24 protein-coding genes and 1 pseudogene are annotated in these 25,386 nt (G+C 63.6%); 15 read left to right on the forward strand and 10 right to left on the reverse strand.

Annotated features, from left to right (window positions below; all coding sequences use genetic code 11):
* Positions 1-109: 109 nt before the first annotated feature.
* From Q3C01_RS19580 to Q3C01_RS19600, 5 genes are all read right to left on the reverse strand, one after another.
* Positions 110-379, reverse strand: coding sequence for a hypothetical protein (locus tag Q3C01_RS19580; protein ID WP_458147019.1), 270 nt, complete (start codon positions 377-379; stop codon positions 110-112).
* Positions 380-479: 100 nt separating this feature from the next.
* Entirely contained in the window at positions 480-1,874 is a 1,395-nt protein-coding gene (locus tag Q3C01_RS19585) for a hypothetical protein (RefSeq protein ID WP_458146946.1), read from the reverse strand.
* A gap of 160 nt (positions 1,875-2,034) precedes the next feature.
* Entirely contained in the window at positions 2,035-3,411 is a 1,377-nt protein-coding gene (locus Q3C01_RS19590) for an ATP-binding protein (RefSeq protein ID WP_458146947.1), read from the reverse strand.
* A gap of 80 nt (positions 3,412-3,491) precedes the next feature.
* On the reverse strand, positions 3,492-4,166 hold the full coding sequence (locus Q3C01_RS19595) for a response regulator transcription factor (protein WP_449381476.1): 675 nt from the start codon (positions 4,164-4,166) through the stop codon (positions 3,492-3,494).
* 236 nt (positions 4,167-4,402) lie between these two features.
* The gene (locus Q3C01_RS19600; protein WP_449381475.1) at positions 4,403-4,555 is read right to left on the reverse strand and encodes a hypothetical protein; all 153 of its coding nucleotides are present in this window, start codon (positions 4,553-4,555) and stop codon (positions 4,403-4,405) included.
* A gap of 221 nt (positions 4,556-4,776) precedes the next feature.
* Between Q3C01_RS19600 and ku the strand changes: the two genes are divergently transcribed.
* The 5 genes from ku to Q3C01_RS19625 all read left to right on the forward strand — a co-directional run bounded on the left by ku (position 4,777) and on the right by Q3C01_RS19625 (position 7,945).
* Positions 4,777-5,751 (forward strand): non-homologous end joining protein Ku, encoded by a 975-nt coding sequence (gene ku, locus Q3C01_RS19605; RefSeq protein ID WP_458146948.1) that lies wholly within the window; start codon positions 4,777-4,779, stop codon positions 5,749-5,751.
* Between the two features lie 60 nt (positions 5,752-5,811).
* Positions 5,812-6,048 (forward strand): hypothetical protein, encoded by a 237-nt coding sequence (locus Q3C01_RS19610; protein ID WP_458146949.1) that lies wholly within the window; start codon positions 5,812-5,814, stop codon positions 6,046-6,048.
* Between the two features lie 197 nt (positions 6,049-6,245).
* On the forward strand, positions 6,246-6,407 hold the full coding sequence (locus Q3C01_RS19615; protein WP_458146950.1) for a hypothetical protein: 162 nt from the start codon (positions 6,246-6,248) through the stop codon (positions 6,405-6,407).
* A 259-nt stretch (positions 6,408-6,666) separates the two neighbouring features.
* Positions 6,667-6,831: a Flp family type IVb pilin gene (locus Q3C01_RS19620; protein WP_027521278.1), complete on the forward strand. Its 165-nt coding sequence runs from the start codon at positions 6,667-6,669 to the stop codon at positions 6,829-6,831.
* A 409-nt stretch (positions 6,832-7,240) separates the two neighbouring features.
* A complete protein-coding gene (locus Q3C01_RS19625) occupies positions 7,241-7,945 on the forward strand; it encodes a DUF4336 domain-containing protein (protein WP_458146951.1) in 705 nt (234 codons plus the stop codon).
* Between the two features lie 115 nt (positions 7,946-8,060).
* Here Q3C01_RS19625 and Q3C01_RS19630 read toward each other — a convergent pair whose 3' ends face one another.
* From Q3C01_RS19630 to Q3C01_RS19640, 3 genes are all read right to left on the reverse strand, one after another.
* Positions 8,061-8,234 carry a hypothetical protein gene (locus Q3C01_RS19630; RefSeq protein WP_458146952.1) on the reverse strand — a complete coding sequence of 58 codons (174 nt, stop codon included), beginning with the start codon at positions 8,232-8,234 and terminating at the stop codon, positions 8,061-8,063.
* Between the two features lie 270 nt (positions 8,235-8,504).
* On the reverse strand, positions 8,505-9,698 hold the full coding sequence (locus tag Q3C01_RS19635) for a M20/M25/M40 family metallo-hydrolase (RefSeq protein ID WP_458146953.1): 1,194 nt from the start codon (positions 9,696-9,698) through the stop codon (positions 8,505-8,507).
* A 105-nt stretch (positions 9,699-9,803) separates the two neighbouring features.
* Positions 9,804-10,379, reverse strand: a complete 576-nt coding sequence (locus Q3C01_RS19640; protein WP_458147020.1) for a CAP domain-containing protein — start codon at positions 10,377-10,379, stop codon at positions 9,804-9,806.
* 90 nt (positions 10,380-10,469) lie between these two features.
* Between Q3C01_RS19640 and Q3C01_RS19645 the strand changes: the two are divergent.
* The 7 genes and pseudogenes from Q3C01_RS19645 to Q3C01_RS19675 form a co-directional block, all read left to right on the forward strand.
* A pseudogene (locus Q3C01_RS19645) lies at positions 10,470-11,204 on the forward strand (aldo/keto reductase); the annotation flags it as partial.
* A gap of 164 nt (positions 11,205-11,368) precedes the next feature.
* Positions 11,369-13,003 carry a thiamine pyrophosphate-requiring protein gene (locus tag Q3C01_RS19650; RefSeq protein ID WP_458146954.1) on the forward strand — a complete coding sequence of 545 codons (1,635 nt, stop codon included), beginning with the start codon at positions 11,369-11,371 and terminating at the stop codon, positions 13,001-13,003.
* A 19-nt stretch (positions 13,004-13,022) separates the two neighbouring features.
* Entirely contained in the window at positions 13,023-14,741 is a 1,719-nt protein-coding gene (locus tag Q3C01_RS19655; protein ID WP_458146955.1) for an alpha/beta hydrolase, read from the forward strand.
* Positions 14,742-14,954: 213 nt separating this feature from the next.
* Positions 14,955-16,295: an ABC transporter substrate-binding protein gene (locus Q3C01_RS19660; protein WP_458146956.1), complete on the forward strand. Its 1,341-nt coding sequence runs from the start codon at positions 14,955-14,957 to the stop codon at positions 16,293-16,295.
* Between the two features lie 124 nt (positions 16,296-16,419).
* The gene (locus tag Q3C01_RS19665) at positions 16,420-17,445 is read left to right on the forward strand and encodes an ABC transporter ATP-binding protein (protein WP_458146957.1); all 1,026 of its coding nucleotides are present in this window, start codon (positions 16,420-16,422) and stop codon (positions 17,443-17,445) included.
* 31 nt (positions 17,446-17,476) lie between these two features.
* Positions 17,477-18,406: a carbohydrate ABC transporter permease gene (locus tag Q3C01_RS19670; RefSeq protein WP_458146958.1), complete on the forward strand. Its 930-nt coding sequence runs from the start codon at positions 17,477-17,479 to the stop codon at positions 18,404-18,406.
* A 1-nt stretch (position 18,407) separates the two neighbouring features.
* The gene (locus Q3C01_RS19675; protein ID WP_458146959.1) at positions 18,408-19,253 is read left to right on the forward strand and encodes a carbohydrate ABC transporter permease; all 846 of its coding nucleotides are present in this window, start codon (positions 18,408-18,410) and stop codon (positions 19,251-19,253) included.
* A 27-nt stretch (positions 19,254-19,280) separates the two neighbouring features.
* Here Q3C01_RS19675 and Q3C01_RS19680 read toward each other — a convergent pair whose 3' ends face one another.
* The gene (locus Q3C01_RS19680) at positions 19,281-20,864 is read right to left on the reverse strand and encodes an MDR family MFS transporter (RefSeq protein ID WP_458146960.1); all 1,584 of its coding nucleotides are present in this window, start codon (positions 20,862-20,864) and stop codon (positions 19,281-19,283) included.
* A 183-nt stretch (positions 20,865-21,047) separates the two neighbouring features.
* On the reverse strand, positions 21,048-21,563 hold the full coding sequence (locus Q3C01_RS19685; RefSeq protein ID WP_458146961.1) for a YcgN family cysteine cluster protein: 516 nt from the start codon (positions 21,561-21,563) through the stop codon (positions 21,048-21,050).
* A gap of 295 nt (positions 21,564-21,858) precedes the next feature.
* On the opposite strand from Q3C01_RS19685, the gene Q3C01_RS19690 reads away from it, so the two are divergent.
* Genes Q3C01_RS19690 through Q3C01_RS19700 form a run of 3 tightly spaced genes read left to right on the forward strand, consistent with a single transcriptional unit; the run spans position 21,859 to position 25,307 of the window.
* Positions 21,859-24,138: a transglycosylase domain-containing protein gene (locus tag Q3C01_RS19690; RefSeq protein ID WP_458146962.1), complete on the forward strand. Its 2,280-nt coding sequence runs from the start codon at positions 21,859-21,861 to the stop codon at positions 24,136-24,138.
* Positions 24,139-24,147: 9 nt separating this feature from the next.
* Positions 24,148-24,726, forward strand: a complete 579-nt coding sequence (locus Q3C01_RS19695; RefSeq protein WP_458146963.1) for a DUF1214 domain-containing protein — start codon at positions 24,148-24,150, stop codon at positions 24,724-24,726.
* Positions 24,723-25,307 (forward strand): DUF1254 domain-containing protein, encoded by a 585-nt coding sequence (locus tag Q3C01_RS19700; RefSeq protein WP_458146964.1) that lies wholly within the window; start codon positions 24,723-24,725, stop codon positions 25,305-25,307. The genes Q3C01_RS19695 and Q3C01_RS19700 overlap by 4 nt, the downstream gene beginning before the upstream one ends.
* Positions 25,308-25,386 lie beyond the last annotated feature (79 nt).

Below are 25,386 nucleotides of genomic sequence, written 5' to 3' on the forward strand. Positions count from 1 at the left end.
CATCCCGCGCCTCTCACGTGGCTTTACACCACGCTCAAGCGCGGCGGCAATTGACAATTGTCAATTTGGCGCGACCGAAGTGAGGCCGAAACCGAGACAATCCAACGGCTTAGGCGATCTCGAAATCCGCGCTCTGAGCCGCGTCCTCGCCGTGCCCGTTCAGCGCCTTCAGAAAGTAGGTTCCCGGGCCAACCGTTTCCGGCAGCCTGATCCGCAATGCGCCGACCGGAACGGGAGAAGCGATCGTCGTGACCGGATCCGGCAATTGCCGGCCACTCGCCTTCTCGACCAACACCACCTTCGCCCTGACCATCATTCTGCGATAGGTCGCCGAAATCACTCGGTTCTCGATTTCCACGAAGCTGATGACGGGTTTCATGCGCCTACAAACAGAATTCGGACGAATTGCGCGCGGACCGTACGTTTCGTCACCGGCTTCGTCAACCATAAATTGCAGGCAGGCTGTGATGCGCCCAAATCTACCCGGCGCGGGAGGATTTGCGCTCGCCGGTCAGTGCGCTTTCGGCCGCCCGGCTCATCAACGAGGCGTAGTCGTCACCGAACAGCACTTCGCAGAAACGGATGGCGGCGGCCATCTGCTGCTGACGATAGGCCCGGACCTTGTGGTCGGCGGCGCGCAGCGACTGCACCAGGGACTCCGTCGACCGCTCTACATATTGCTGGAGGTCCGAATAGGTGCGCAGCGTCACCTCGTTGATCGCAAGCTCGCTGGCATAGTTGCGGCAGGTCGCGACGAAGTCGATCAACGCGGCGGTTTCCTCGACCTCGGTGCTGTCGACGCGGGCGCCCGGCGGAATGTCCTTCTCCGCGCGCTGGCGCAGGATGCGGCGAACGCGGCCCGGCACGCTATCGATCTCCGATTGCAGGGCGTTGGAGATATCGGCACGGATCGAGGTAAGCTGCTTGCCCCAGGCGGAATCGTTGCGCAGATCGAGTTCGGTGCGCAATCCGCGGACGCCGTCATGCAGCGCCTTGAGGTTCTCGGCGATGTTGTCGAAGCGGCCGCGCTTGATGTCCAGCCGCAGCATAGCGGCGAGACAGGACAGGTCATGCAGGGCCATCGTGACCGCCACGCCGAACGGCGTCGCGGCGACGCGGATCTCGTCGTCTGAGGCTGCCATCTTGATGGCGAGGCGGATGATCTGCCAGGGCGCCGTCAGCCGCTGGATCACCATCGACAGCGCAAATGGCAGCATCTGCGGCGTCTGCAGGACGGGAACGTTGAGCGCGGCGGTCACCGCGGCGATGTGGGAATCGCCGAAGGCACGCAGGAACCGCGGCAGCTTCTCATTGAGGCTCGCGATGGCCTCGCGAACCCCGAGCACGGCACCGATCGAGTAGAGGTCCTCGATGACATTGGGCGGGCCAACGCGGGCAAGCGCACGCGACTTGTCGCCGCCGCCAGGCCCCGTCAGCTCGAAGATTGCGTCGGCCGCGACCGCCTGGATCTTCAGTGCCAGAGCCTCTCCGCCGTCGCCGGCAGGCAGCCGGGAAAGCGCGGCGTCGATCTCACCCACCTTGGCAGGGGCACCATCGCGGCCAAGCCACTGCCAGATGGGGAGCAGCGAGGAACGGCGGATTTGTCCGAGGCGGATCGGAATGCCGGCCTCGACGAGGAACGGTTCCAGCGGCTGGTAGAGCAGCCGCGACAAATCCTCCGTGCGCGGCGCAGCGTCTTCATCGGCCTCGGTCTTGCGTACGATCTTGCGCAACTGCTCGAGCACGAGGGTGGCCACCGCCGTGTCCTGGCCGCGCTCCAGCGCGCGCTCGAACTCCCGCATCAGCAGCGCCTGCGACTGCGGCGGGAGCTGCGCGAGATAATCTCTCAGCCGCTCGATCGATGTCTGGCTCATGCGCCCGGTAATGCACGGTCATTTGGCGGACGAGGGATGCGTCCGGGCGCGATCATACGAGTTGGCGCGTTAAGAAGGCGTTTAGGAAGTTGCCCGGCGGTGTTGCGTTTTGTGTCGAACCCGCTTTCCCGGATCGGAGAAAGGCGCGGCCGATCAAGGGCTAAATACCTGGGAGCACCAGTTCTGCCCGCAAGCCCCCGATCGGCGCGCTGCCGAGAATCAGGCTACCGCCATAGAGCCCAGCCAGGTCGACGACGATCGACAGGCCGAGACCCGATCCCGGCTTGGACTCGTCGAGCCGCTGCCCCCTGCGCGAGACCTGCGCCCGCTCGGCCTCGGACAGGCCACGGCCGTCGTCATCGACGATGATCCGCAGGCGCGGCCCAGTATCGGGCTTGCCGGACGCCTCCGCCCGCACCTCGATAAAGACGCGCGAGGCCGCCCATTTGCAGGCATTGTCGACGAGGTTGCCGACCATCTCCTCCAGATCCTGCCGCTCGCCGCGAAATCTCGCGGCGGAATCTGCCTTGGCTTCAACGACGATGCCGCGATCGCGATGGATCTTCTCCATGGTCCGACGCAGCGCCTCGATGGCCGGTGCAACCTCCGTCACGGTGCCAACGATCGAGACCCTGGCCGCGATACGGGCGCGCTCCAGGTGATGGGCAAGCTGGTCGCGCATGACGTCGGCCTGCTCCATGACCTTCTCTGCGAACGGATCGGCAGCATGGGCGGTGGCCTCGTTGACGATCACCGAGAGCGGCGTCTTGATCGCGTGCGCGAGATTGCCGACATGGGTGCGTGCGCGCTCGACGATCTCGCGATTGGCCTCAATCAGCGCATTGGTCTCGCGCGCGAGCGGCGCGATCTCGACGGGGAATTCGCCTTCCAGCCGCTCGGCACGTCCGGAGCGGATGTCGGCGATTGCCTCAGAGATGCGCTTGAGGGGCGCAAGGCCGAAGCGGACCTGGAAGACCGTGGTAAGAAGGAGCACGATGCCGAGCGCCGTGAACGTGCCGCCGAGATAATAGTCGAAGCTACGCGTCTCGTCGAAAATCTCGGTGGCATCGCCCGCAACGCTGACCAGGAACTTGCCGTCGGCGCCGAGATCGACGGGCCGCTCAACCATCCGCAAGGTCTGACCTTCCGGCCCATCGACATAGCCGAGCCGGATGCCGGCCGCGGTCAGCTCGACGCCCTGCTCCTCCAGCTTCGGCAGCTTCTTGTCCCATAGCGAGCGCGACGAGCGTACCTCCGGCTTTTCGGTGTCGGTGCGCGTGATCTGCCAGTACCAGCCCGACAGCGGCAGCTCGAACAACGGCTCGCCGAGCGACTGGAATTGACGGTCCGGCGGCTCGTCGGGCGTCGCCACCTCGGCGATCAGCGTACGCAGATAGAGATTGAGCCGGCGGTCGAAGGCGCGCTCGGTGGCGTTCTTGTACACCGATGACAGGACGACGCCGGTGATGGCCAGGATCACCACCAGCCACGCCGTCGCCGACAGGAACAGGCGGTTGGCAAGCGAGCTAGCGCGCATTGGCTCGATCCCGGCAGGCGCAGGACGGGAGATGGTCGGAGACGGTCATAGACGACCAAGACCCCGGTCGCGCCGCCCGGTCAAGTGCCAGGCGCAGCCGGCGGGGTCAGGAGATAGCCGAGGCCACGGACGGTCTGAATGATATCGACATCCAGCTTCTTGCGGATGCGGCCAACAAAGACCTCGATGGTGTTGGAGTCGCGGTCGAAATCCTGGTCGTAGAGATGCTCCACGAGCTCGGTGCGGGAGACCACGCGCCCGGCATGGTGCATCAGATATTGCAGCAGCCGATATTCGTGCGAGGTCATCTTCACGGGGTTGCCGGAGACGGTCACCTTGTTGGTTCGCGTGTCCAGCGTCACCGGCCCGCAGGTCAATTCGCTCTGGGCGTGACCGGCCGATCGCCGCAGCAATGCGCGGATGCGCGCAAGCACCTCCTCGAGATGGAAGGGCTTTGCGACGTAGTCGTCGGCGCCGGCATCGAAACCCTGGACCTTGTCGCTCCAGCGGTCGCGCGCGGTGAGGATCAGGACCGGCATGGCGCGTCCGTTGCGACGCCAAGCCTCCAGCACCGAGATGCCGTCCTTCTTGGGCAGGCCGATGTCGAGCACGACGGCGTCATAGGGCTCGTTGTCGCCGAGATAGTGCCCCTCCTCCCCGTCAAAGGCGCGGTCGACGACGTAGCCGGCGTCGGTCAGCGCCTTGGTGAGCTGGCGATTGAGATCGGGGTCGTCCTCAACAACAAGCAGGCGCACGCTTCTCTCCAAGGATAGTCCGAAAGGGATGGACTGCGGAATCTACTGCCAAGATGACCAATCTCGGCGTGAACTGAATATGAACGCCGGGAACCGGCAAATGTTACTTTTTCGTCATGAAGCCGACACGACGGCGCCCGCCATGCGGGCCGGGCAAGCCGGCCGCATGGCGGGCGCAATTTGCCGCGTTCCGCGGCGAGTCGGAAGTGCTGATCGCGCGTCCCGCGCGGCGGCGCTCAGGTCCGAAAGAACACGAACCAGATGACGCCGAGAATCAGGATCGCAAGTCCAGTCGAGACGGTGAGTAACGCTGCGACCGACGGACCGGGCTCGCCCTGGCGCGCTTCGGTCGATGTCTCGATGATCTGATCGTCGCGTCTCGTAGCCATGGTAACCCTCAACTGTCGGGGTGTCGCGTCCAAATGCCGCGACCTCCGCGCGGCTTCTCGCGACGTTCGGGGCAACGTCCCATCGCGAACGATGTTCCGGGCCGGACCTGCAGAGGATCAGCGATTAACGCCGTTGCAAGATTCCATCCCGCGCCTTGCTATGATTCGCAGTTCCCGGGTGTTATCCTTGCCAGTTGTCCCTGTTGCGTTTGGAGTAGCCTATGGCCCCCCGTGCCAACTGGAAGGGTTTTTTGCGCCTCTCGCTCGTGACCTGTCCGGTCGCGCTCTATCCGGCCACTTCGGATACCGAGAAGGTCTCCTTCAACCAGATCAACAAGAAGACCGGCCACCGGATCAAGTACCTCAAGGTCGACGCGGAGACCGGCGACGAGGTCACCTCCGACGACATCGTCAAGGGCTACAAGGTCGACACCGACACCTATATCGAGGTCACCAAGGACGAACTCGACGACATCGCACTGGAATCGACTCACACGATCGAGATCGATGAATTCGTGCCCAAGACCGACATCGACAATCGCTATTTGATCCGCCCCTATTATCTCGTGCCGGACGGCAAGGTCGGCCATGATGCCTATGCGGTGATCCGCGAGACCATCCGCAGCATGGACAAGGTCGCGATCGGCCGCGTGGTGCTGACCAACCGCGAGCACATCATCGCGCTCGAGCCGCTCGAGGCCGGCCTGATGGGCACGCTGCTGCGCTACCCCTACGAGGTGCGCAGCGAGAAGGAGTATTTCGACGACATCCAGGACGTGAAGCTCACCAAGGACATGCTCGACCTCGCCAAGCACATCGTCGAGAAGAAGTCCGGCGCATTCGAGCCCGAGCTGTTCGAGGACCACTACGAGACCGCGCTGATCGACCTGATCAACAAGAAGCGCAGCGGTGTGCCGCTCGCCGCCAAGGCCGCGCCGAAGACCGGCGGCAACGTCATCAATCTGATGGATGCGCTCAAGAAGAGCCTCGCGACCGAGAAGGAAGCCGCGCCCGCTGCCAGGCCCAACGGCAAGACCAAGAAGCCGAAGAAGCGGGTCGAAGGTCAGCGCGAAATGCTGCTGCCGATCGCCGGCAAAGGCGGCAAGCCCGCTGCCGCCAAGGAAGCGCCCAAGAGGGCCGAGAAGCAGGCAGACAAGCCGGTGCGTGCGCCGGCGCGCGGCAGGAAGGCCGGATAGCGGCCCCACCTCCGGGCGACGCTGCCGCGATGTCCCTTCCCGCCTATCGCCCGGCCTGATATGCCCTGGTCGACGTCGTTCGACGAACCAATCCCCCTGCCCAACCGGCGCAAACTGCTCACGCTGCAAGAGGCGGCCGACTACATCATGCAACTGCCAGAAGACGCGCAGCACGAAGCCCACTGGCAGACCGCCATCGAGACCCTCATCAACGCGGCCGAGACCGGTGGCGGCTGGATGATGTTCGCCCGTATCGCCATGTTGCGGGCGCTGAACGCGGACGGCCGTCACGGATGAGCCCTGCCGGCCCGGTGCCCTTTTGCCGACCCGTTGGCGAACAGGCCCAATAGTCGGTTAAGCGGCGCCGTCGTTTTTCGCTACGGCCGCCTGACCTCACCGTCGCACCGGGTATTCCTACGGAAGAGAAAATTAACCGTCTATTGCCGCTCTGCGCTGCACGGTCGCGCTCTTGATTGAGCCAAGGTCGTACGCCCGTGCAGCAGCAGGATGGCAGGAAAAACTACATCGGGCTCGTGAATGACGCGAGCGACGAAGAGCGCGTCGCCGCCGGTGCCGCGCGATCGCAGCCGCGCGTGGTGAACTATCTGGTCGGGCGCCTCGCAGCCGTGCTGAAACGCGGTCGCAAGGGCACGTAGAGACGCGCGATCACGCCTTGCGCCTTCTCGATTCCTTTACCATGCCCAGCCCCTGCAATGCCGCATCCACCCGCAGGGCACCGATTCAAATCCACCTGAATTGAGTGAGGAAACCTTAATTTAATGGGTGCCATCATACAGGCAGCACGCGAGGTCGACCGAACCTGTTATTTTGACGCGCACGAAAAAACTTAATCGACCGATTTACCACTTCGAAAACGACGTCCGCATAGATTAGACGGATCAATAGGAGTCGACGATGGCTTTGCTTAGGTCTTTCCTTGCCGATGAAAGTGGTGCCACCGCCATTGAGTACGGTCTGATCGCCGCCGGCATTGCGCTCGCAATCGTTACGGTTGTGAACAACACGGGCTCGGCACTACTCAATAACAAGTTCAACTCCATCAGCTCAGCGATGAAGTAACCTCAATAGCTGACTGACGCGAACGCCGACTTCCGTTGATCGCACCACGAGATCCGGCCTTGGCACCATGCCGAGCGGCCGAACGACAGTACTGAAGCGCCCTCGCAAGGGCGTCTTGAGGCGACCAGCCACGCCTCGGGCCGCTCATCAATTCCGATCGCCTCCGTCCGCAACCGAAAATACCGGCCGCCAAAACGTTCCCGCGGCGACGGTCTGGATCGCTTCGCTGTGCTCGCAATGACGGAATGTGGGCACTGACGTCGTTCCTTCAATTCGCATTTCGCCGGATTCTTCATCGAACAAACTCAGGTGCACTCAGTTCTTTGGGATGAAGACTGCTGCGATGCGCCGGCACAGGTCTCGTTCCTGCTGGATGCGAATGCGGTCGCACCTCGAGAGATGATTGAGGATGCCCCTCTTCCTTCCCATCGCCGACGATATTTGGATGGTTGATGGCGATATCGTCAAATTTCACGGTTTTGCTTATCCAACCCGCAGCGTAATCGTCCGATTGCGAGATGAGAGCCTCTGGGTCTGGTCGCCGACCGAGCTCACCGAGCGCCTCCGACGCGAAATCGAAACCATCGGTCGGCCCGCGCACTTGGTCAGTCCCAACAAGTTGCATCACCTTTATCTCAGGGACTGGCATGCAGCGTTTCCGGACGCTGAACTGTGGGCACCTGCGTCCACGATAAGGAAGCGTCGCGACCTCTTGTTCCAATCGCCGCTTGTCGATCGACCGCCCGTCGCTTGGGCAGAGCAAATTGACCAATGCTGGGTCCGAGGATCCTTTGCGATGGACGAGATCGTGTTCTTCCACATCCCCTCGCGCACGGCGATCCTGGCGGATCTTTCTGAAAACTTCTCCTCGAAGTGGCTTTCTGAGCACTGGAGACCATGGCAACGACCGCTCGCCCGTCTTTCGAAGATTGTCGAAGACAAAGGCTACGCTCCGCTCGATTGGCGCCTTACCTTCATTCGCGGGAAGACACTCCGCCAGGCGAAAGCGAAGATCTTGAGCTGGGAGCCATTGAAAGTCATCATGGCCCACGGAGAGTGGCAAAGCGAAGGAGGTCGAGAATTTCTCAACCGCGCTTTCGGGTGGATCGGGTGAATATCCGTGCAGTTCGCTCGCGACAATGCACTCGAACGCCGGACGTCAAACGCGAACCAGGGAAGCCGACGGAAACTCGCAGCACGCTCTGCTTGAGGGGGTTCGAGGCTGCCAATCACCGTGCCTTGGCTGATATGGTTTCCTTGTCCGGGTCTGGTCCGGACTGGATCATGCCATCCTTTCGAATGAGCAGTTCCGCGTCGGGCTCCTTTGCCAGCCGCTCGTAAAACGACCTCAGCTCAGGCCGCAGCCCCTCTCCGCGTTTGGCGATGTCATCAAGCTTGCGCATGGATCAACCATGCCGCGCAACATGCGGTGCATCCACCCGCTTTCCGACAAGGAGATCTTCCGCCTGCCCATCGGTTCTGCTTCCTGCCCTCATGCTTTCATAGATGGCATGACCATAGATGGCATGACGCGGCCATGACAACTCCGAGCGAGTGTGTCACGCCATATCAGGAACGGCGCAGAAACAGGCCACTTGCGGAATCTTGATCAACTCCCGGGCGCGAACGACCCGACCGCACTCCCTCGGACGGTCGCAAAACTGTCCAGCCCCTCACCGCATCGTCGCAAGCTGGACCGCGAGCGCGCAGGCGCGGTCGTATTCGTCGAGGTTGATCCACTCGTCGATGGTGTGCGCCTCGTTCTGCCCTGCACCGAAGGTTACGGTCGGGATGCCGTGGCGGACCATCCAGTTCGCGTCCAGGCCGCCATTGGCGGCGCGGACGGCCGGCGTCCCTCCAACCGCGGACACGGCTTCGATCGCGCGTTTGACGACGGACAGGCTCTCCTTCATGCGGAACGGATAATAGTCGGTCTCGGCCTTGAATTTGATGCGGCCGGATTTGCCTTGCGCGTTGGTGACGCGCTTGGCAGCCTTCTCGAACGCAGCCTTGTAGGCCTTGGTGATCTCCTTGAAAAACTTTCCATCGTGGCTGCGGCTTTCGCCGCGCACGTGCACATAGTCGGTAACGACATTTGTTGCATCGCCTGCAGGGCGGCCCTCACCGCCGGTGACGGGACCGACGTTGCTGGTGCCCTGCCGCTTTCCCTTCACCACCTTGCCGAACCAGCCACCGGCTTTCACCTCGGCGAGCGCAAGCGCGAGGATCATGGTCGAGCTGATCCCGCGCTCCGGCGCGACGCCGGCATGCGAGGCGCGGCCGAAAATCTCGACCTGCCAGCGATCCGCGCCGACAGCGCCGATGGTGACGTTGGAGGCAGAGCCGCCGTCGTAGTTGAAGGCCATGACCGGCGAGCCGAGTTCCTCCGTCTTGACATGACGCGCGCCATAGAGCCCGCTCTCCTCCCGCACGCAGAACAAGAGCGTGATCGGCGGATGATCGAGCTGCTGTTTCGCGAGCTCAGCCGCCAACGTGACGAGAACGCCGCAGCCGCAGCGGTTGTCGCCGCCGAGCGCGGTCTTCGCCGCATTGACGATCTTGCGCCCCGATCGTTTCGGCTTCGCGCCGGCGCACAGCGGCACGGTGTCCATGTGGGTCATGAACATGATCCGCGGCTGGTTGTGCATCGCGCCGCGGCCGGGCAGGTCGACGATGAGGTTGCCAGTCTCGGTCGGCACGGGAATGCGCATGTTGGCATCGTCGAGGCGGATCGCCCCCGCCGGCACGCCACTGTCTCGCAGCGCCGCCGTAAGCTCGCGCCCGATTGCCGCCTCCTTCCCGGTCACGCCCTCGACGGCGAGGAAGCGCATGAGGCGATCGGTGGCGGCCTGGGTGTCGACGGACATAATGATTCCCTTGATGGACAGTGCCTGCAAGCATCCTTTGCAGCAGCCCGTTCCGCAAGGCTCCTCGCCGCAGTTAGCCCGGCGAATCCGACATCGCCCTCCGCCTCAAATGCAGAGGCTGAGCAGCTTGACGTGGCAATCCTTGGGCTTGGATCCCCCTGAGGGAGCGGTGTCGCGTCTTACGGCGACAACGGGCTCCCTGTCCTTCTTGCCCTTGCCCGGCTTCGGCTCGTAATCGCCGGCGATCACCATGGCCCAATAGGTGCGCTTGCCGCTGGCATTCCTCGCGCTCGCGATCCCGACGCGAGAGGCGTTGTGCAGCAAGAGGTTCTTGCGATGCCCGGAGGAATCGATCCACTGTCCCAGCGTCTTCTCGAAGCTATCGTAACCATAGGCGATGTTCTCCGCAGCGCGCCCCGCATGCGCCGGCGCAACCCGCCTGGTGAACGGGCCAAGGACCTCATGACTGAGATCATCCTTCGCCGCCATCGCACGCGCCTGCTCCAGCGCGATGCGATCCAGCGTTGCATCGCGCACCACGCGAACCTCGCCGTGCTTGAGACGGAATCCGGAGATCAGCTCGGCCGGAGACTCGGCGGCCATGACAGGCGCAGCCAGCAGCACAGAGCCAGCCATCATTCCGCTGACCATACGACGTGTCATAGTCCCCCAGGCGCCCATCGGTCTCCAAGCCCGCGCGATATCCTGCCGCTTCTCCACCTGCAATGTGGACGCTTCAAGGCGCGCGTCAAGCATCGCCTCCATGTGGGCATCGGCTCATCGCGGCAGCATCTGCTCGCTGCGATCGAGGGGTCGCTCAGCCGGCTTGGTACCGACTATATCGACCTGTTCCAACTCCGTGGCTTCGACGCATTTACGCCGCCCGAAGAGGTGCTTGCGACGCTCGATGTGCTCGTGCGCGCCGGCAAGATCCGCTACGTCGGCGTTTCGAACTTCTCCGGCTGGCACCTGATGAAGTCCCTCGCCGTGGCCGACAAATACGGCTATCCGCGCTACGTCGCCAACCAAACCTACTATTCGCTGATCGGACGCGATTACGAGTGGGAGCTGATGCCGCTCGGCATGGACCAGGGCATCGGAGCGGTCGTCTGGTCGCCTCCCGGTTGGGGGCGTCTCACCTGAAAGATACGCCGGGGTCAGCCGAAGCCCGAGGTCAGCCGTTTGCCCAAAACGGCCGACTTTGGGCCGCCCGTGCCTGACGAGCACGTCTATCGCGTCGTGGACGCCATCGACGAGGTTGCCCGGGAATCCGGGAAAAGCGTGTCGCAAATTGCGTTGAACTGGCTGCTCCAGCGTCCGACGGTTTCGACCTTGATCGTCGGCGCGCGCAACGAGGCGCAATTGCGCGAAAATCTCGGCGCGGTCGGCTGGTCATTGACCAAGGGTCAGATCGAGCGGCTGGACGCAGCCAGCAAGGTGACGGTGCCCTATCCTTATTGGCACCAGCGAACGACCTTCACTGACCGCAATCCGCCGCCTGTCTGAGACGGGTGAAACAGCGCGCGGGTGGATGGCCGCCGAGCGCGACAGCCCTGCATGGCAGACCTACGGCTGCGCGCGGGCGCGCGCGCTTTACGCTTCCGCGAATTCCTGATCCTCTACCCGACAAACCGGCCGGATCAACCGGCCTGACCCAAGGAAGAGACGCGATGAAGCTCGGCACTGCGATGGCGGAAATCATGAAGCGCGAGGGGATCGATATCCTCTGCGGCTATCCCGTCAATCACCTGATCGAGCACGCGGCGAAGGCGGAGATTCGGCCCGTCATGGTGCGGCAGGAGCGCGTCGGCATCCACATGGCGGATGGGATCTCGCGCGTCACCTCGGGGCGCAGCATCGGCGCCTTCTGCATGCAGCATGGTCCCGGCGCGGAGAACGCCATGGGCGGCGTCGCCCAGTGCTTTGGCGAGTCCGTGCCCGTGCTGGTGCTGCCGATGGGCTATCAGCGCAGGCTCTCGCACATCGAGCCGAACTTCAACTCGAGCGAGGTGATGAAGGCGTTCGCCAAATCGTCCGAGCCGATCATCCTCGCCGCCGAAGTCGCCAACATCTTTCGCCGCGCCTTCACCAAGCTCAAGAACGGCCGCGGCGGTCCTGTCATCGTCGAGATTCCCTCTGACATGTGGAACGAAGAGGTCCCGGAACCACTGAACTACACACCGGTGCTGCGCACCCGCTACGGCGCCGACCCCGTTCATGTGAAGGAAGCTGCGGCGCTTCTGATCGACGCGAAACGGCCCGTGATCTATGCCGGCCAGGGCGTGCACTACGCGCAGGCCTGGCCGCAACTGAAACGGCTGGCCGAGCGGCTTGCGATCCCCGTCACCACCAGCCTCAGCGGCAAGTCGTCGTTTCCGGAAACCCATCCGCTCTCGCTCGGCTCGGGCGGGCTCGCGGTGCCGCGCGCGGTTCCCAAGTTTCTTGCCGAAGCCGACGTGATCTTCGGCATCGGCTGCTCGTTCACCGAGACCAGTTTTGGTATCGCGATGCCCAAGGGCAAGACCATCGTCCATTCTACGCTCGATCCGAACCATCTCAACAAGGATGTCGAAGCGAAAGTCGGACTCGTCGGCGATGCCGGCCTCGTGCTCGATGCGCTGCTGGAGGAGATCGGCAAGACGGTTACGTCGGATCGCGACGCATCGGCAGTCGCAGCGGAGATCGCGGCGTCCCACAAGGAGTGGCTCGCAAAGTGGATGCCGAAGCTCACCAGCACCGACGCGCCGCTCAATCCTTATCGCGTGCTCTGGGACCTCCAGCACACCGTCGACATCCACAACACCATCATCACTCATGATGCCGGCAGTCCGCGCGACCAGCTCTCGCCGTTCTGGAGGACGGTCGAGCCCCTCTCCTATCTCGGCTGGGGCAAGACCACGCAGCTCGGCTACGGCCTCGGTCTTGCGATGGGCGCCAAGCTCGCAAAGCCCGACAAGCTCTGTATCAATGTCTGGGGCGATGCCGCAATTGGCTTTACGGGCATGGATTTCGAAACCGCGGTGCGCGAACGCATCCCGATCCTGTCGATCCTGCTCAACAACTTCTCGATGGCGATCGAGTTGAAGGTGATGCCGGTCTCGACGGAGAAATATCGCTCGACCGACATATCCGGCGACTACGCCGCGATGGCGCGCGCCTTCGGCGGTTATGGCGAGCGGGTGACGCGGCCAGAGGACATCGGGCCCGCGATCAAGCGCGGCATCCAGAAGACCCGCGACGGCGTGCCGACCCTGCTGGAGTTCATCACCAGCAAGGAGACCGACGTGTCGCGGCCGGGAACATGAGCGACGCCAGCAGGGACACATGAGTGTCGGCAAAAATCTTGCTTGGCTTATCCGGCGGCAGATGCTGTCGCTGTCCGGCGTCGGTCTCATGCTGGGCGCGTTGTTCTTCGCGGCTTCACTCACGCCGACGCTCATTCCACGCAGCTATCTCACGCAGGGCGCGCTGGCGGGCGCCTGCTTTGCGATCGGCTATGCCGCCGGCATCCTCTGGCGCTGGTTGTGGCACTATCTCGAACTGCCCGAGCCTTCGGCGCGCGTTCGATCGACCGCCAATACGCTGGTCGCGGCCGGCTGCCTGCTCGTCGCTATCATTTATCTCTGGCGGGCCGCCGAATGGCAGGACTCGATCCGCGCCGTCATGAAAATGGCTCCGGTCGAGACCGCGCATCCGCTCAAGGTCTGCGCGATCGCGCTGATCACGTTCGTCGTGCTGCTGGCGCTGGGGCGGCTGTTCGTGCTTGTCGTTCGTTTTCTGGCCGCGTGGAAAAGTCGCGTCATCCCGAGAAAGATCGCAAACGTCCTCGGCGTGCTGATCGCGACGCTCCTGTTCTGGTCGATCGCCAACAATCTCCTGATCGGCACGGCGTTCCGCGCGCTCGATTCGTCCTTCCGCGAATTCGACGCCTTGCTCGAGCCTGAACGGCCGCAGCCGACGGCACCTGGGAAAACGGGAAGCGCGGCATCGCTGGTGAGATGGAATGAGCTCGGGCGCGCGGGCCGCGAATTCGTGGCTTCGGGACCAACGGCAGCCGAGATCAGCGCCTTCACGGGCCGCCCTGCACAGGAGCCGGTGCGCGTCTATGTGGGCTTAAGTGCCCGCGACACGGCGCAGGCGCGCGCGAAGCTGGCGCTGGACGAGCTCAAGCGCCAGCATGGCTTTGATTGCGCGATCCTGATCGTCATCACGCCGACCGGCACCGGCTGGGTCGACCCTGCGGCGATGGGCACCGTCGAGTATCTCCACCACGGCGATGTCGCGAGCGTCGCGATGCAGTATTCCTATCTCAACAGCCCGCTGTCGCTGCTGTTTCAGCCCGAATACGGCGTGGAAGCTGCGCGCGCCCTGTTCTCGGAAGTTTACGGCTACTGGACGACGCTGCCGAGGGACAAGCGGCCAAAACTGTACCTGCATGGTCTCAGCCTCGGCGCCATGAACTCGGAAAGATCCGCCGAGCTGTTCGAGACGATTGGCGACCCCATCGCCGGCGCGCTGTGGAGCGGGCCGCCATTCGAGAGCCACATCTGGCGCTCGGTCACCGCGAACCGCAATGCGGGCTCGCCGGCCTGGTTGCCGGAATTTCGTGACGGCCGCTTCGTGCGCTTCATGAACCAGAACGGGCCGACGGTGCCAGCCAATGCGCCCTGGGGTGCGCTGCGCGTCGTCTATCTCCAATATGCCAGCGACCCGATCGTGCTGTTCGACTACCACGATGCCTACCGAGCGCCAGCCTGGATGAAAGCGCCGCGCGGTCCAGACGTGTCGCCGGAGCTGCGCTGGTATCCTGTCGTCACGATGCTTCAGCTCGCCCTCGACATGGCGGTCGCGACCAACACGCCGATGGGTTTTGGCCATGTCTATGCGCCCGAGCATTACGTCGATGCCTGGGTCGCCGTCACCGATGTCAAGGACTGGTCTGCGGAGGCACTCGCGCGGTTGAAGGACCATCTTGCGACGGCGGCGAGGACGGCAGCCGAGCGCCGCGCCGACGACAATCCCTATGCCGATCGTGGTGGATGAGACATCGCACTTCCGCTTCGTGACGGATCCACTCGAAGGCCGCGGATGGGTCACATCTGTTGACCGGCTTTTGTCGAGATATCGCAGGCCAGATCGCCGCACTATGTTAGCCCAAAAGAGGTACTCAAAAAGAACAATCCAGGGGAGCGAGGCGGATCTCTCAACAGGATCGGCCTGATCTAACCAGGAAACCAAACGGAGGAGGACTCGCAGATGAACACGCGCAATCGTGTCACGCGACGCCGGCTCCTGAAGGACACGGGGCTCGCCCTTCTCGCAGCCGGTTCAGCACCGGTACTTTCGACACCATTCATTTCTCCAGCGATGGCCGACACCAAGACGCTGTCGATCGTGCAGTGGAGTCACTTCGTCCCAGCCTACGACAAATGGTTCGACAATTTCGCCAGGGATTGGGGAACCAAGAACCACGTCGAGGTCACGGTCGACCATATCCCCGTCGGGGATGTTGCCGCACGCGCCGCCGCCGAAGCGTCGGCTGGTTCCGGTCACGATCTGTTTGGATGGAACGGAGCTGGCGGCGCGCATCTCTACCGCAAATTCCTTGTCGATGTGACTGACCTGGTCGAGTCGGTGGAAAAGAAATACGGCAAGATCACCGTGATCGGCCGGCAGATCGGCTACAACCAGGACGACAAAACCTGGTCCGCATTCCCCGACTACTACATCAATTTCCCGGTGATGTACCGCAAGAGCCTTTGGGACGAGATCGGTGTGGTGCCCGATACGTGGGACAATGTGCGGATCGGCGGCGCGAAACTGAAGCAGAAGGGCAACCCGGTCGGAATTTCGCTCGGCCACAGCAACGATCCGAATACGACCTGGCGCGGCCTGCTCTGGAGTTATGGCGGCGCATTCCAGGACGAGAGCGGCAAGCATGTCGTGCTCGACACCAAGGAGTCGGTCGAGGCGGTCAAGTTCGTCGCCGCCCTCTACAAGGAGGCCATGACGGGGGATGTGCTTTCGTGGAACGACGCCAGCAACAACCAGTACATCGACTCCGGCGTCAGCTCGCTGATCATCAACCCGATCTCCGCCTATCGGACGGCCCAGCAGCTCAACAAGAAAGTCGCCGACGACATCTTCGTCATGAAGCCACCCAAGGGCCCCGTGCGTCAAATCATGGGCGGTGCCGCCGAGTTCTACGGCGTCTGGAAGTTCGCTAGGAACAAGGAGGCGGCACTCGAGTTCCTGAAATACTATGCCGACAACTGGATCGAGGCCTTCAAGGCGAGTTCGGGTTACAACAACCCGATCTTCGCCAACATCGTCCCGAAACCGATGCCGCTGCTGTCCGACGACCCGACCTCGACGCCGCGTGACAAGCTGTCCGTCCTGCAGACCTCCGACGAATGGTCCGCCGTGCCCGGCTATCCGGGGCCGGCGTGGCCAGCCACTGACGAGATCTATAACGACTTCATCGTCTGCGACATGATGGCAAAGGCGGCGACCGGGGCGATGACCGCCGAACAAGCCGTCAAATGGGCCGCGCAGCAATGCGAGGGCATCCTCGACAAGTGGCTGCATAGAGCTTGAGCGCCGCGCGTGCGAACCGCATGCACATGCGGTTCGCACGGAGGCTCCAGATGAACATCGGGGCATAGAACGCGACCGGTCCTTCCGGAAGATTTCCGCGTGGGCCGATACCTGGAATTCCACAATGGCCGCAGTGTCCGCCAGAAAGATTTTCAAGAAGTTTGACGACGTTCTCGCCGTCGACGGCATTACGCTTACGGTGCCGAACGGCGAGTTCATGGTCCTGCTGGGGCCATCCGGCTGCGGGAAGACGACCTTCCTGCGCATCGTCTGCGGGCTCGAGCGACAGACGAGCGGCGACCTCCTGATCGGCGGCAACCTCGTCAATGACGTACCGCCGCGCGCCCGCGGCGTCGCTATGATGTTCCAGAGCTACGGGCTCTATCCGCACTATACGGTGCGCAACAACATCGCCTTTCCCCTGAAGACGCAACGCGTTCCCCGTACAGAAATCGACAAGAAGGTGAACTGGGCGGCGAGCCTGCTCGGGATCTCGCAACTGCTCGATCGCCGGCCGCGCCAGCTCTCCGGTGGCGAGCGCCAGCGCGTCGCGCTCGCACGCGCGCTCGTGCGTGAGCCGACGGCGCTATTGCTCGACGAGCCGTTGTCCAACCTCGACGCCAAGATGCGCGCCTCGGCCCGCCAGGAGATTCGGCAATTCCAGCAACGCGTCGGGATCACGACGATCTACGTGACGCACGACCAGGTGGAAGCGATGGGTATGGGCGATCGCATCGCCGTCATCGATCATGGGCAGATAAGACAGGTCGGAACGCCGGTGGAGATCTATGAAAATCCGGCCGATCGCTTCGTCGCGACCTTTGTCGGCACGCCGCCGATGAACCTGCTCGCACGCAACGGCGGGTATCTCGGCTTTCGACCCGAGAACTTTCTTCCAAGGGAAATGATCAGTGGCGACGACGCGGCGGAGTTCTCATTCCGGGTCGATCGCTCCGAATATCTCGGTTCGGAACGAATCGTCTATGGCGCCGTCGAGGGCTTCGATCCGGCGCAGGTGATCGCCGCGAAGTTGCCCCCGGCGCATGTTGCCGAGGAAAGCATCCGCGCGGGAGAGTGGCACCGCTTCGCCGTACGCAGCGGTGCATTGCGGTATTTCGACGCGGACGGCAAGCAGGCCATATCTCACTAGAACGGGGTCTCACCAGAACAGGTTGCCTTCAATGGTCTCGGTCGCCGAACCAATCGCTAAGCCGGCATCGCGCTTCCGCTTCATCCTGGATCGGCGCGACGTGCTCGGCAGCGTCATGGTCGCGCCCGCGATCCTCTACGTGCTCTTGCTGGTCGGCCTGCCCTTTCTGCTCGCGGTCTATTACTCGGTCAGCGCCTATACGATCTACGATCCGTCCTGGCGCTTCGTGGGCCTTTCGAATTTCAGACAGATCATCAATAATCCGGTCTTTCAGGAAACGCTGGCCAATACTTTTCTCTTCACCTTCGGGTCTCAGCTTCTCGGGCTCGTGCTCGGCAAGTTCGGCGCGCTGCTGCTGCTGCGACCGTTCCCGGGCCGCAAGATCGTCCGGGCGCTGATCATCCTGCCGTGGGCCGTGCCCATCGCACTCGCCACCGTCGCCTGGGAGTGGATGTTCGATTCGCTCTACAGCGTCATCAACTGGACGCTGATCTCGCTCGGCATCATCACCCGCTCCGAGGCGCCAAACTGGCTCGGCAACCCGCATCTGGCGATGCTGTCCGTGATCGTCGTGAATGCCTGGCGGTTCTTTCCATTCGCGATCGTCATCTTTCTTGCCGGCATCACCTCTGTCCCGCAGGACGTCATCGATGCCGCGACGGTGGATGGCGCGGGCTTCTGGCGACGCAACTACCAGATCGTCCTGCCGATGATCCTGCCGATTGTCGCCGTCGGCCTCATCTTCGGCATCGTGTTTACCTTTACCGACCTTTCCGTCGTGTTTCTGTTGACCAATGGCGGTCCGGTCGGCGCGACGTCCGTGCTGGGGTTCGAGGGCTTCCAGGTCGGCATCGTCTCCGGCGATGTGTCGCATGGTGCCGCAATCTCGTTGTTCATGCTGCCAGTGCTGTTCTTCGTGGTCATCGGCATGCTGCGCTACATCCGACGGCGGGAGATCTGACATGCGGCGCGCCCTCCTCAACTTCGCGGGCGAAGGCGCGTTCTACAGCGCGGTGGCGGCCTTCGTCGTGCTGACCGCCTTTCCGTTCTACTGGATGCTGATCACCTCGTTGAAGAGCAACCCCGATCTCTACAACGTCACCAATATTCCCTTCTGGTTCAACGAGGCGCCGACGCTCGAGCACTTCCAGTATCTGTTCGAGCAGACACTGTTCGCGCGCTGGCTCCTCAATTCGCTTATCATCGGTCTTTGTGTCGTCGCGATCACGCTCGTCGCCGCGCTGCCTGCGGGTTACAGCCTGGCGCGGATGGTCGGCCGGAACGGCGAGGCGCTCGGTATCGGCATTTTCCTGACCTATCTGGTTCCGCCGACCCTTCTGTTCCTGCCACTCTCGCGCATCGTCGCCTCGCTCGGCCTGCAGAATTCGATGTGGTCGCTGGTGCTGGTCTACCCGACCTTCACGATCCCGTTCTGCACCTGGCTGTTGATGGGATTCTTCAAGACGATGCCTGTCGAAATCGAGGAGGCTGCGATCGTCGACGGCTGCAGCCTGTTCGGTGCTTTCGTCAGGATGGTGCTCCCGTTGTCGCTGCCAGCCATTCTGACGGCGGTGATTTTCACCTTCACGCTGACCTTGCAGGAATTCGTCTATGCGCTGACGTTTATCTCCGCTTCGGCGCAGAAGCCGGTCACGCTCGGTGTGGCCACAGATCTGGTCCGCGGCGACATCTTCTTCTGGGGAGAGATCATGGCGGGCGCATTGATTGCCAGTATTCCCGTGGCCATCGCCTACAATCTGTTCCTTGATCGCTTCATCTCCGGCATCACGGGCGGTGCTGTCAAATAGCCGGATCGCTTGGCGCGCAGCCAGCCGCTACTCCGCCATCTCGACGGGTTGCGCGGTCGCAGGTCCCGCGAGCGGCCGCTCCTCCAGCAGGATCAGGCAGAGCGAGGCGAGTGCCATCATTGCGGCCGCCGCGCCGAAGACGTAGCGGAACGCGGTCATCATGTCGGCCGAGGGAATCGCGTTGATCGCACCATGATGCTCACCGGCGAGCGGAACGTCGGCGCCGAGCGCGATCAGCAGGATGGCCGCAAACGCTGCGACCGTGAACGAGGACATCAGCGAACGGAAAAAGTTCATCGCACCGGTGATGGTGCCGACCTGGGCTCGAGCGACCGAATTTTGCAGCGAGACCACGCAGACCGGGAAGGTCGTACCGAGGCCGAGCGCGAACGCGGCCATCAAGACCAAGAGAGCCCACAGCGGCAGCGTGGAGAATGTCAGGCCCAGTCCGCACAGCGCGGCCCACGATGTACCGACGACGGCGACGCGCTTGTAGTGCTTCGCGCGCGCCATGGTGCGGCCGGCGATCGCCGCGCCGCAGGTCGAGACCGCCGCGAGCGGAATGAGCGCAAGTCCCGCCTCGCTGGCGCTGAGATGGTAGACGGACTCGTAATAGAGCGGCAGCTGCACGGTGAGACCGGTCATCGCACCCAGCGCGCAGCCGCCGGCCGTCAGCGCGTAAGGCGCCACCGTTCCGCGGAGCAGCGGCAACGGCAGGAATGGCTCGTCCGCCCGCCGCGCGTGCCACACGAAGGTGACGGCGAGCGCGACCGCGGCGCCGATCATCGCGATCACTGTCGGCGAGAGCCAAGGATAACGCGTGCCGCCCCAGGTCAAGACCAGCATGAAGACCACCGCGGATGCCATCAGGAGCACGCCACCGAACCAGTCGACCTTACGCTTGCGGTGGAAGACAGGGATCTTGCCCATCTTCGGCAGCAGCAGCGCCAGCGCAGCGGCTGCGAGCGGCAGGTTGATCCAGAAGATCATCGACCAGTGCAGATGCTCGGCGAACACGCCGCCGATCACGGGACCGAGGATTCCGCCCACCAGCCAGACGCTGGAGAAATAGGCCTGGTACTGGCCGCGCTCGCGCGGTGAGACCACGTCGGAGATCACGGTCTGTACCACCGGCATGATACCGCCGCCGCCAAGGCCCTGGAGGCCGCGCGCCAAGATCAGAATCGGCATGTTCGGCGCGACCGCGCACAGGATCGATCCCGCCACGAACAGGCTGAGAGAGGTGATCAGCATGGCGCGGCGACCGTAGATGTCGCTGAGCGTGCCGAACACCGGCGCCACCGCGGTGCCGGCCAGCAGATAGGCCGTGATCACCCAGGAAAGGTTGGAGACATCGCGGAACTGGCGCCCGATGGTCGGCAGCGCGGTCGCCACGATGGTCTGGTCGAGTGCCGCCAGAAACATCGTCAGCATCAGGCTGATGACGATGGTGCGGACCTCGTCCTTGGTCAGCGGCGCCGGCGGAGCGATGGAGGGGGCGTCGTCGACGCTCAAGACCTCGGTCGGAAGGCGGGATAGCTCTTCAGCGATGTCATCAGGCAATGGCCCGATGTCGGCAGGTTGATGGCTCTGCCGTGCAAACTTGTTCATTTCGGACGTAGTTCTTGGTTGCAGCGCAACGCCGCGATGGAATCGTTCTATGAATGGCAATGTAAGCAGCAAATCCTCATCGAGGCAGGCACCTCGACGCATGGGAGCATCCCGCCCCGGGGTCATCCCGAAGACGTGATCGGTTCGGAGTCGGGAACCGTCGTCAGGTCATGTCAGGCCTTGTCAAGCCTTGGGCGGCCGCCGTAGCCGCGCCCGCTTCGGCAGCAGCGCCGGCCACTCGACGATGTGGTCCTCGAGCTCCTCGTCCGGGATCTCGTCCTCGCTGCCTTCGACCCGGCCGCGCACGGAGACACCAGCCTCATGCACGGTATTCGGATCACCTGAGATCAGTGGATGCCACCAATAGAGGTCGCGCCCTTCGGCGACGAGCCTGTAGCCGCAGCTCGGCGGCAGCCAGTTGAGGGTTCGGACGTTGGCCGGCGTCAGGCGCACGCAGTCCGGCACCTTCTCGGACCGATTCGGGTAGTCCTTGCAGGCGCAGGTGCCCGCATCGAGCAGCTTGCAGCCGACATGGGTGAAATAGATGTCGCCGGTGTCCTCGTCCTCGAGCTTGTTGAGGCAGCAGCGTCCGCAGCCGTCGCAAAGGCTTTCCCATTCAGCCTCCGACATCTGCTCCAACGTCTTGGTTTTCCAGAAGAATCCTTCTTGGTCTGAAGGTCGCTTGGGAGCTGCGGTCATTGCGTCTTCAACTGGTTTCATAAAACAATCGGCCAATGCCATCTAGGGCGCGAGCCGATGGCGCTGCAAGCAGCGCCGTGGAGGTTCCGTAAAGATGCGGGGCCAATTAGGCCTGTCGTTCAAAATCGCGAGCCTGACCATTGGTTTATGGCCCCCGCTCGGCTAGAACAACCTGCGAGTCCCCCGAAGGACGCAATTGGGCGCCTTGGGTTTGCCGCAACACTCCCTCAAGACGTCTCGATGCCGCCCCGGCCGGGTGCTTGAACGCTTTCGAACCGAGCCTCAAGGGTTCTAGGTGCGCCAGATCATACCACCGCATTGGAAGAGCAAGGTCCGGAATTTCTTCCTGGATCTCGATGCGCGCATCGATTCCTCGCTGTTCTCCTCGGCCAAGGGCCTGCGCGAGCTCTACGAGCGCTACTCGACCTTCATGGACCGCTTCTATGTCGGGCGGTGGAAGCGCTGGGTGTTCATCGAGCCACTGTCGGAGGCCGCCACGCTCGGCCTCGGCGGGCTCGTGCTGCTGCTCACCCTCGCCATCCCGGCCTTCCGCGAGACAGCGGATGAGGACTGGCTGAAGAAGTCCGACCTCGCGGTGACCTTCCTCGACCGCTACGGCAACCCGATCGGCAGCCGCGGCATCAAGCACAACGACTCGATCCCGCTGGAAGACTTTCCTGACGTGCTGATCAAGGCGACGCTCGCCACCGAAGACCGCCGCTTCTACGACCATTTCGGCATCGACATCGCCGGCACCGCGCGCGCGCTCGTCACCAACGCCCAGGCCGGCGGCGTCCGCCAGGGTGGCTCCTCGATCACCCAGCAGCTCGCCAAGAACCTGTTTTTGAGCAACGAGCGCACCATCGAGCGCAAGATCAACGAGGCCTTCCTCGCGGTCTGGCTGGAATGGCGGCTGACCAAGAACGAGATTTTAAAGCTGTATCTGGACCGCGCCTATATGGGCGGCGGCACCTTCGGCGTCGACGGCGCGGCGCATTTCTATTTCAACAAGTCCGCCCGCGACGTGACCCTCGCGGAAGCCGCGATGCTCGCCGGCCTGTTCAAGGCCCCAACAAAATACGCGCCCCACATCAACCTGCCCGCCGCCCGCGCCCGCGCCAACGTGGTGCTCGACAACCTCGTCGATGCCGGCTTCATGACCGAGGGCCAGGTGTTCGGCGCCCGCCGCAACCCGGCTTTCGCGGTCGACCGCCGCGACGAGGCCTCGCCGAACTACTATCTCGACTACGCCTTCGACGAGATGCGCAAGCTCGTCGACACCTTCCCGAAATCCTACACCGAGCGCGTCTTCGTGGTCCGCACCGCGATCGACACCAATGTGCAGAAGGCCGCGGAAGAAGCCATCGAGAACCAGCTTCGCCAGTTCGGCCGCGATTATCACGCCACGCAGGCCGCGACCGTGGTCGCCGATCTCGACGGCGGCATCCGCGCCATGGTCGGCGGCCGCGACTATGGCGCGAGCCAGTTCAACCGCGCGACCGACGCCTATCGGCAGCCCGGCTCATCGTTCAAACCCTATGTCTACACGACGGCGCTGCTGAACGGGTTCACGCCGAACTCGAAAGTGGTCGACGGCCCGGTCTGCATCGGCAATTGGTGTCCGCAGAACTATGGCCACTCCTATTCCGGCTCGGTGACGCTGACGCAGGCGATCACCCGCTCGATCAACGTCGTGCCAGTGAAGCTCTCGATCGCGATGGGCGGCAAGGAAGGTCCGAAGGCGGGCCGCGCCAAGATCGTGGAGGTCGCCCGCCGCTTCGGCATCAAGGCGCCGCTGCCCGACACGCCGTCGTTGCCGATCGGCTCCGACGAAGTCACTGTGATCGAGCACGCCGTGGCGTATGCGACCTTCCCCAATAAGGGCAAGGCCGTGACGCCGCATTCCGTGCTTGAAGTGCGCACCGGTGCCGGCGATCTGGTCTGGCGCTGGGACCGCGACGGTCCGAAGCCGCGGCAGGCAATTCCGGCGAACATCGCCGCCGACATGGCCGGCATGATGAGCCACGTCGTCAGCGAGGGCACCGCGCGGCGCGCCGCGCTCGACGGCATTCCGACCGCAGGCAAGACCGGCACCACCAATGCCTATCGCGACGCCTGGTTCGTCGGTTACACCGGCAACTTCACCTGCGCGGTCTGGTACGGCAATGACGATTACTCGCCGACCAACCGCATGACCGGCGGCTCGCTGCCGGCGCAGACCTGGCACGACATCATGGTCGCGGCCCATCAGGGCGTCGAGGTCCGGGAAATTCCCGGCATCGGCATGGGCCAGAAACTGCCGCCGCAGCCGAAGGAAGCCAACGCCCAGGCCAATGCAGCGCCGAAGGTGCTGGAGACCAAGCCCGGTCCGCCGCCGGTCCTGACCAAGCGTGGCGCCGATATCCTGGTGCGGGTGGAGAAGCTGCTCGACGACGCCGCTAAAACGACCACCAAGACGACGTCCGACGACACGGCGAAGCCGGCCAAGCCCGCCTCGCCGTCCAGCGCGCTCGCTTTCCCGCAGAACTATGCGGCGGAGGAGAACGCGACCTCGTCCGGCCCGCGCAAGAACTGACCTGATCCCGTGCGGCTGATCATCATCACATTGACGGCCCTTTTGCTCGCGACCGCGGTCGGCGTCGGCGCGACCTGGATGACGACGACGCGCGGCACCGACATCGGCGCACTCACCATCGGCGCCTGGACTGCGCGTCCGCGCACCGGCACGGCTGACGTCGACCCCTATTCGCGCGCCACCATCGTGCGCAATGGCGAGCTGCCGATCGGCACCGGCGACGGCGTCGCGTTCACCGCGACTACCGACGACAAGAAGAAGGCGCTCGACGGCCGCTGCGACGTGATCGTCTCCGGCGTGACTCCGCCGGCGCGGTTCTGGACGCTGACGCTCTACGACCGCAAGGGCCACCTCGTCGCCAACTCGCTGCAGCGCTACGGCTTCACCAGCCAGGAGATCGTGCGGCAGTCGGACGGCACGTTCGAGATCCACATCGCCTCGCGTTCCCGCTCCGGCAACTGGCTGCCGACCGGCGGCATCGAGCGCTACGCGCTGATGCTCCGCCTCTACGACACGCCGGTCGGGGTTGCGACCCGCACCCAGCGCGACGCGCCGATGCCACAGATCGCGACGGCGGGTTGCCCATGATCCGGCTCGCTTTCACCATTCTCGCGGGCATCCTGCTCGGCCTCATCGTTCACCTCGTCAGCGTGCTTGCGCTGCCGCGCATCGCGACCCAGGACGCCTATTCGCGGCTGACGCCCGTGACCCAGGAAAACTCCGTCACGCAGCTACCGCTCGCCGATCCCAATACATCGCCGATGCCGTTCATGGATCCGGCCTTTGCGCTGGCGATCTGCCGCTACGATCTCTCCGGCGGCCCCTTGAAGCTGAAGGTGCCGGTGAGCCAGTCCTACACCTCGGTGTCCTTCTACACCCGCAACGAAATCGCCTATTACGCGATCAACGACCGCTCCGCCGGCAAGAAGGTGATCGAGCTCGACCTGATGACGGAAGCCCAGCACGACGCGCTGCCCGAGGACGAGGAGGTCACGGCGGCCGACCGGCTGATCATCGATTCACCGAGCGCGACCGGCCTGATCGTGATGAAGGCGCTCGCCGCCGAGCCCGGCCTGATGCCGCAGGCACAGGCCTCGCTGGCGGCTGCGACCTGCGCGCCGCAGACCGACGCGCCCGCCAAGGCCGAGGCCCCGCGCGGGCGGCGTTGAGCGGCCCGTTTCGGGGGCTGATCCAAAAAACCGGAAAACAACCCCATGCACAGTAGCGGAGGGCCGGAGAACGGTCCTG

This window comes from Bradyrhizobium sp. UFLA05-109, assembly GCF_054185165.1.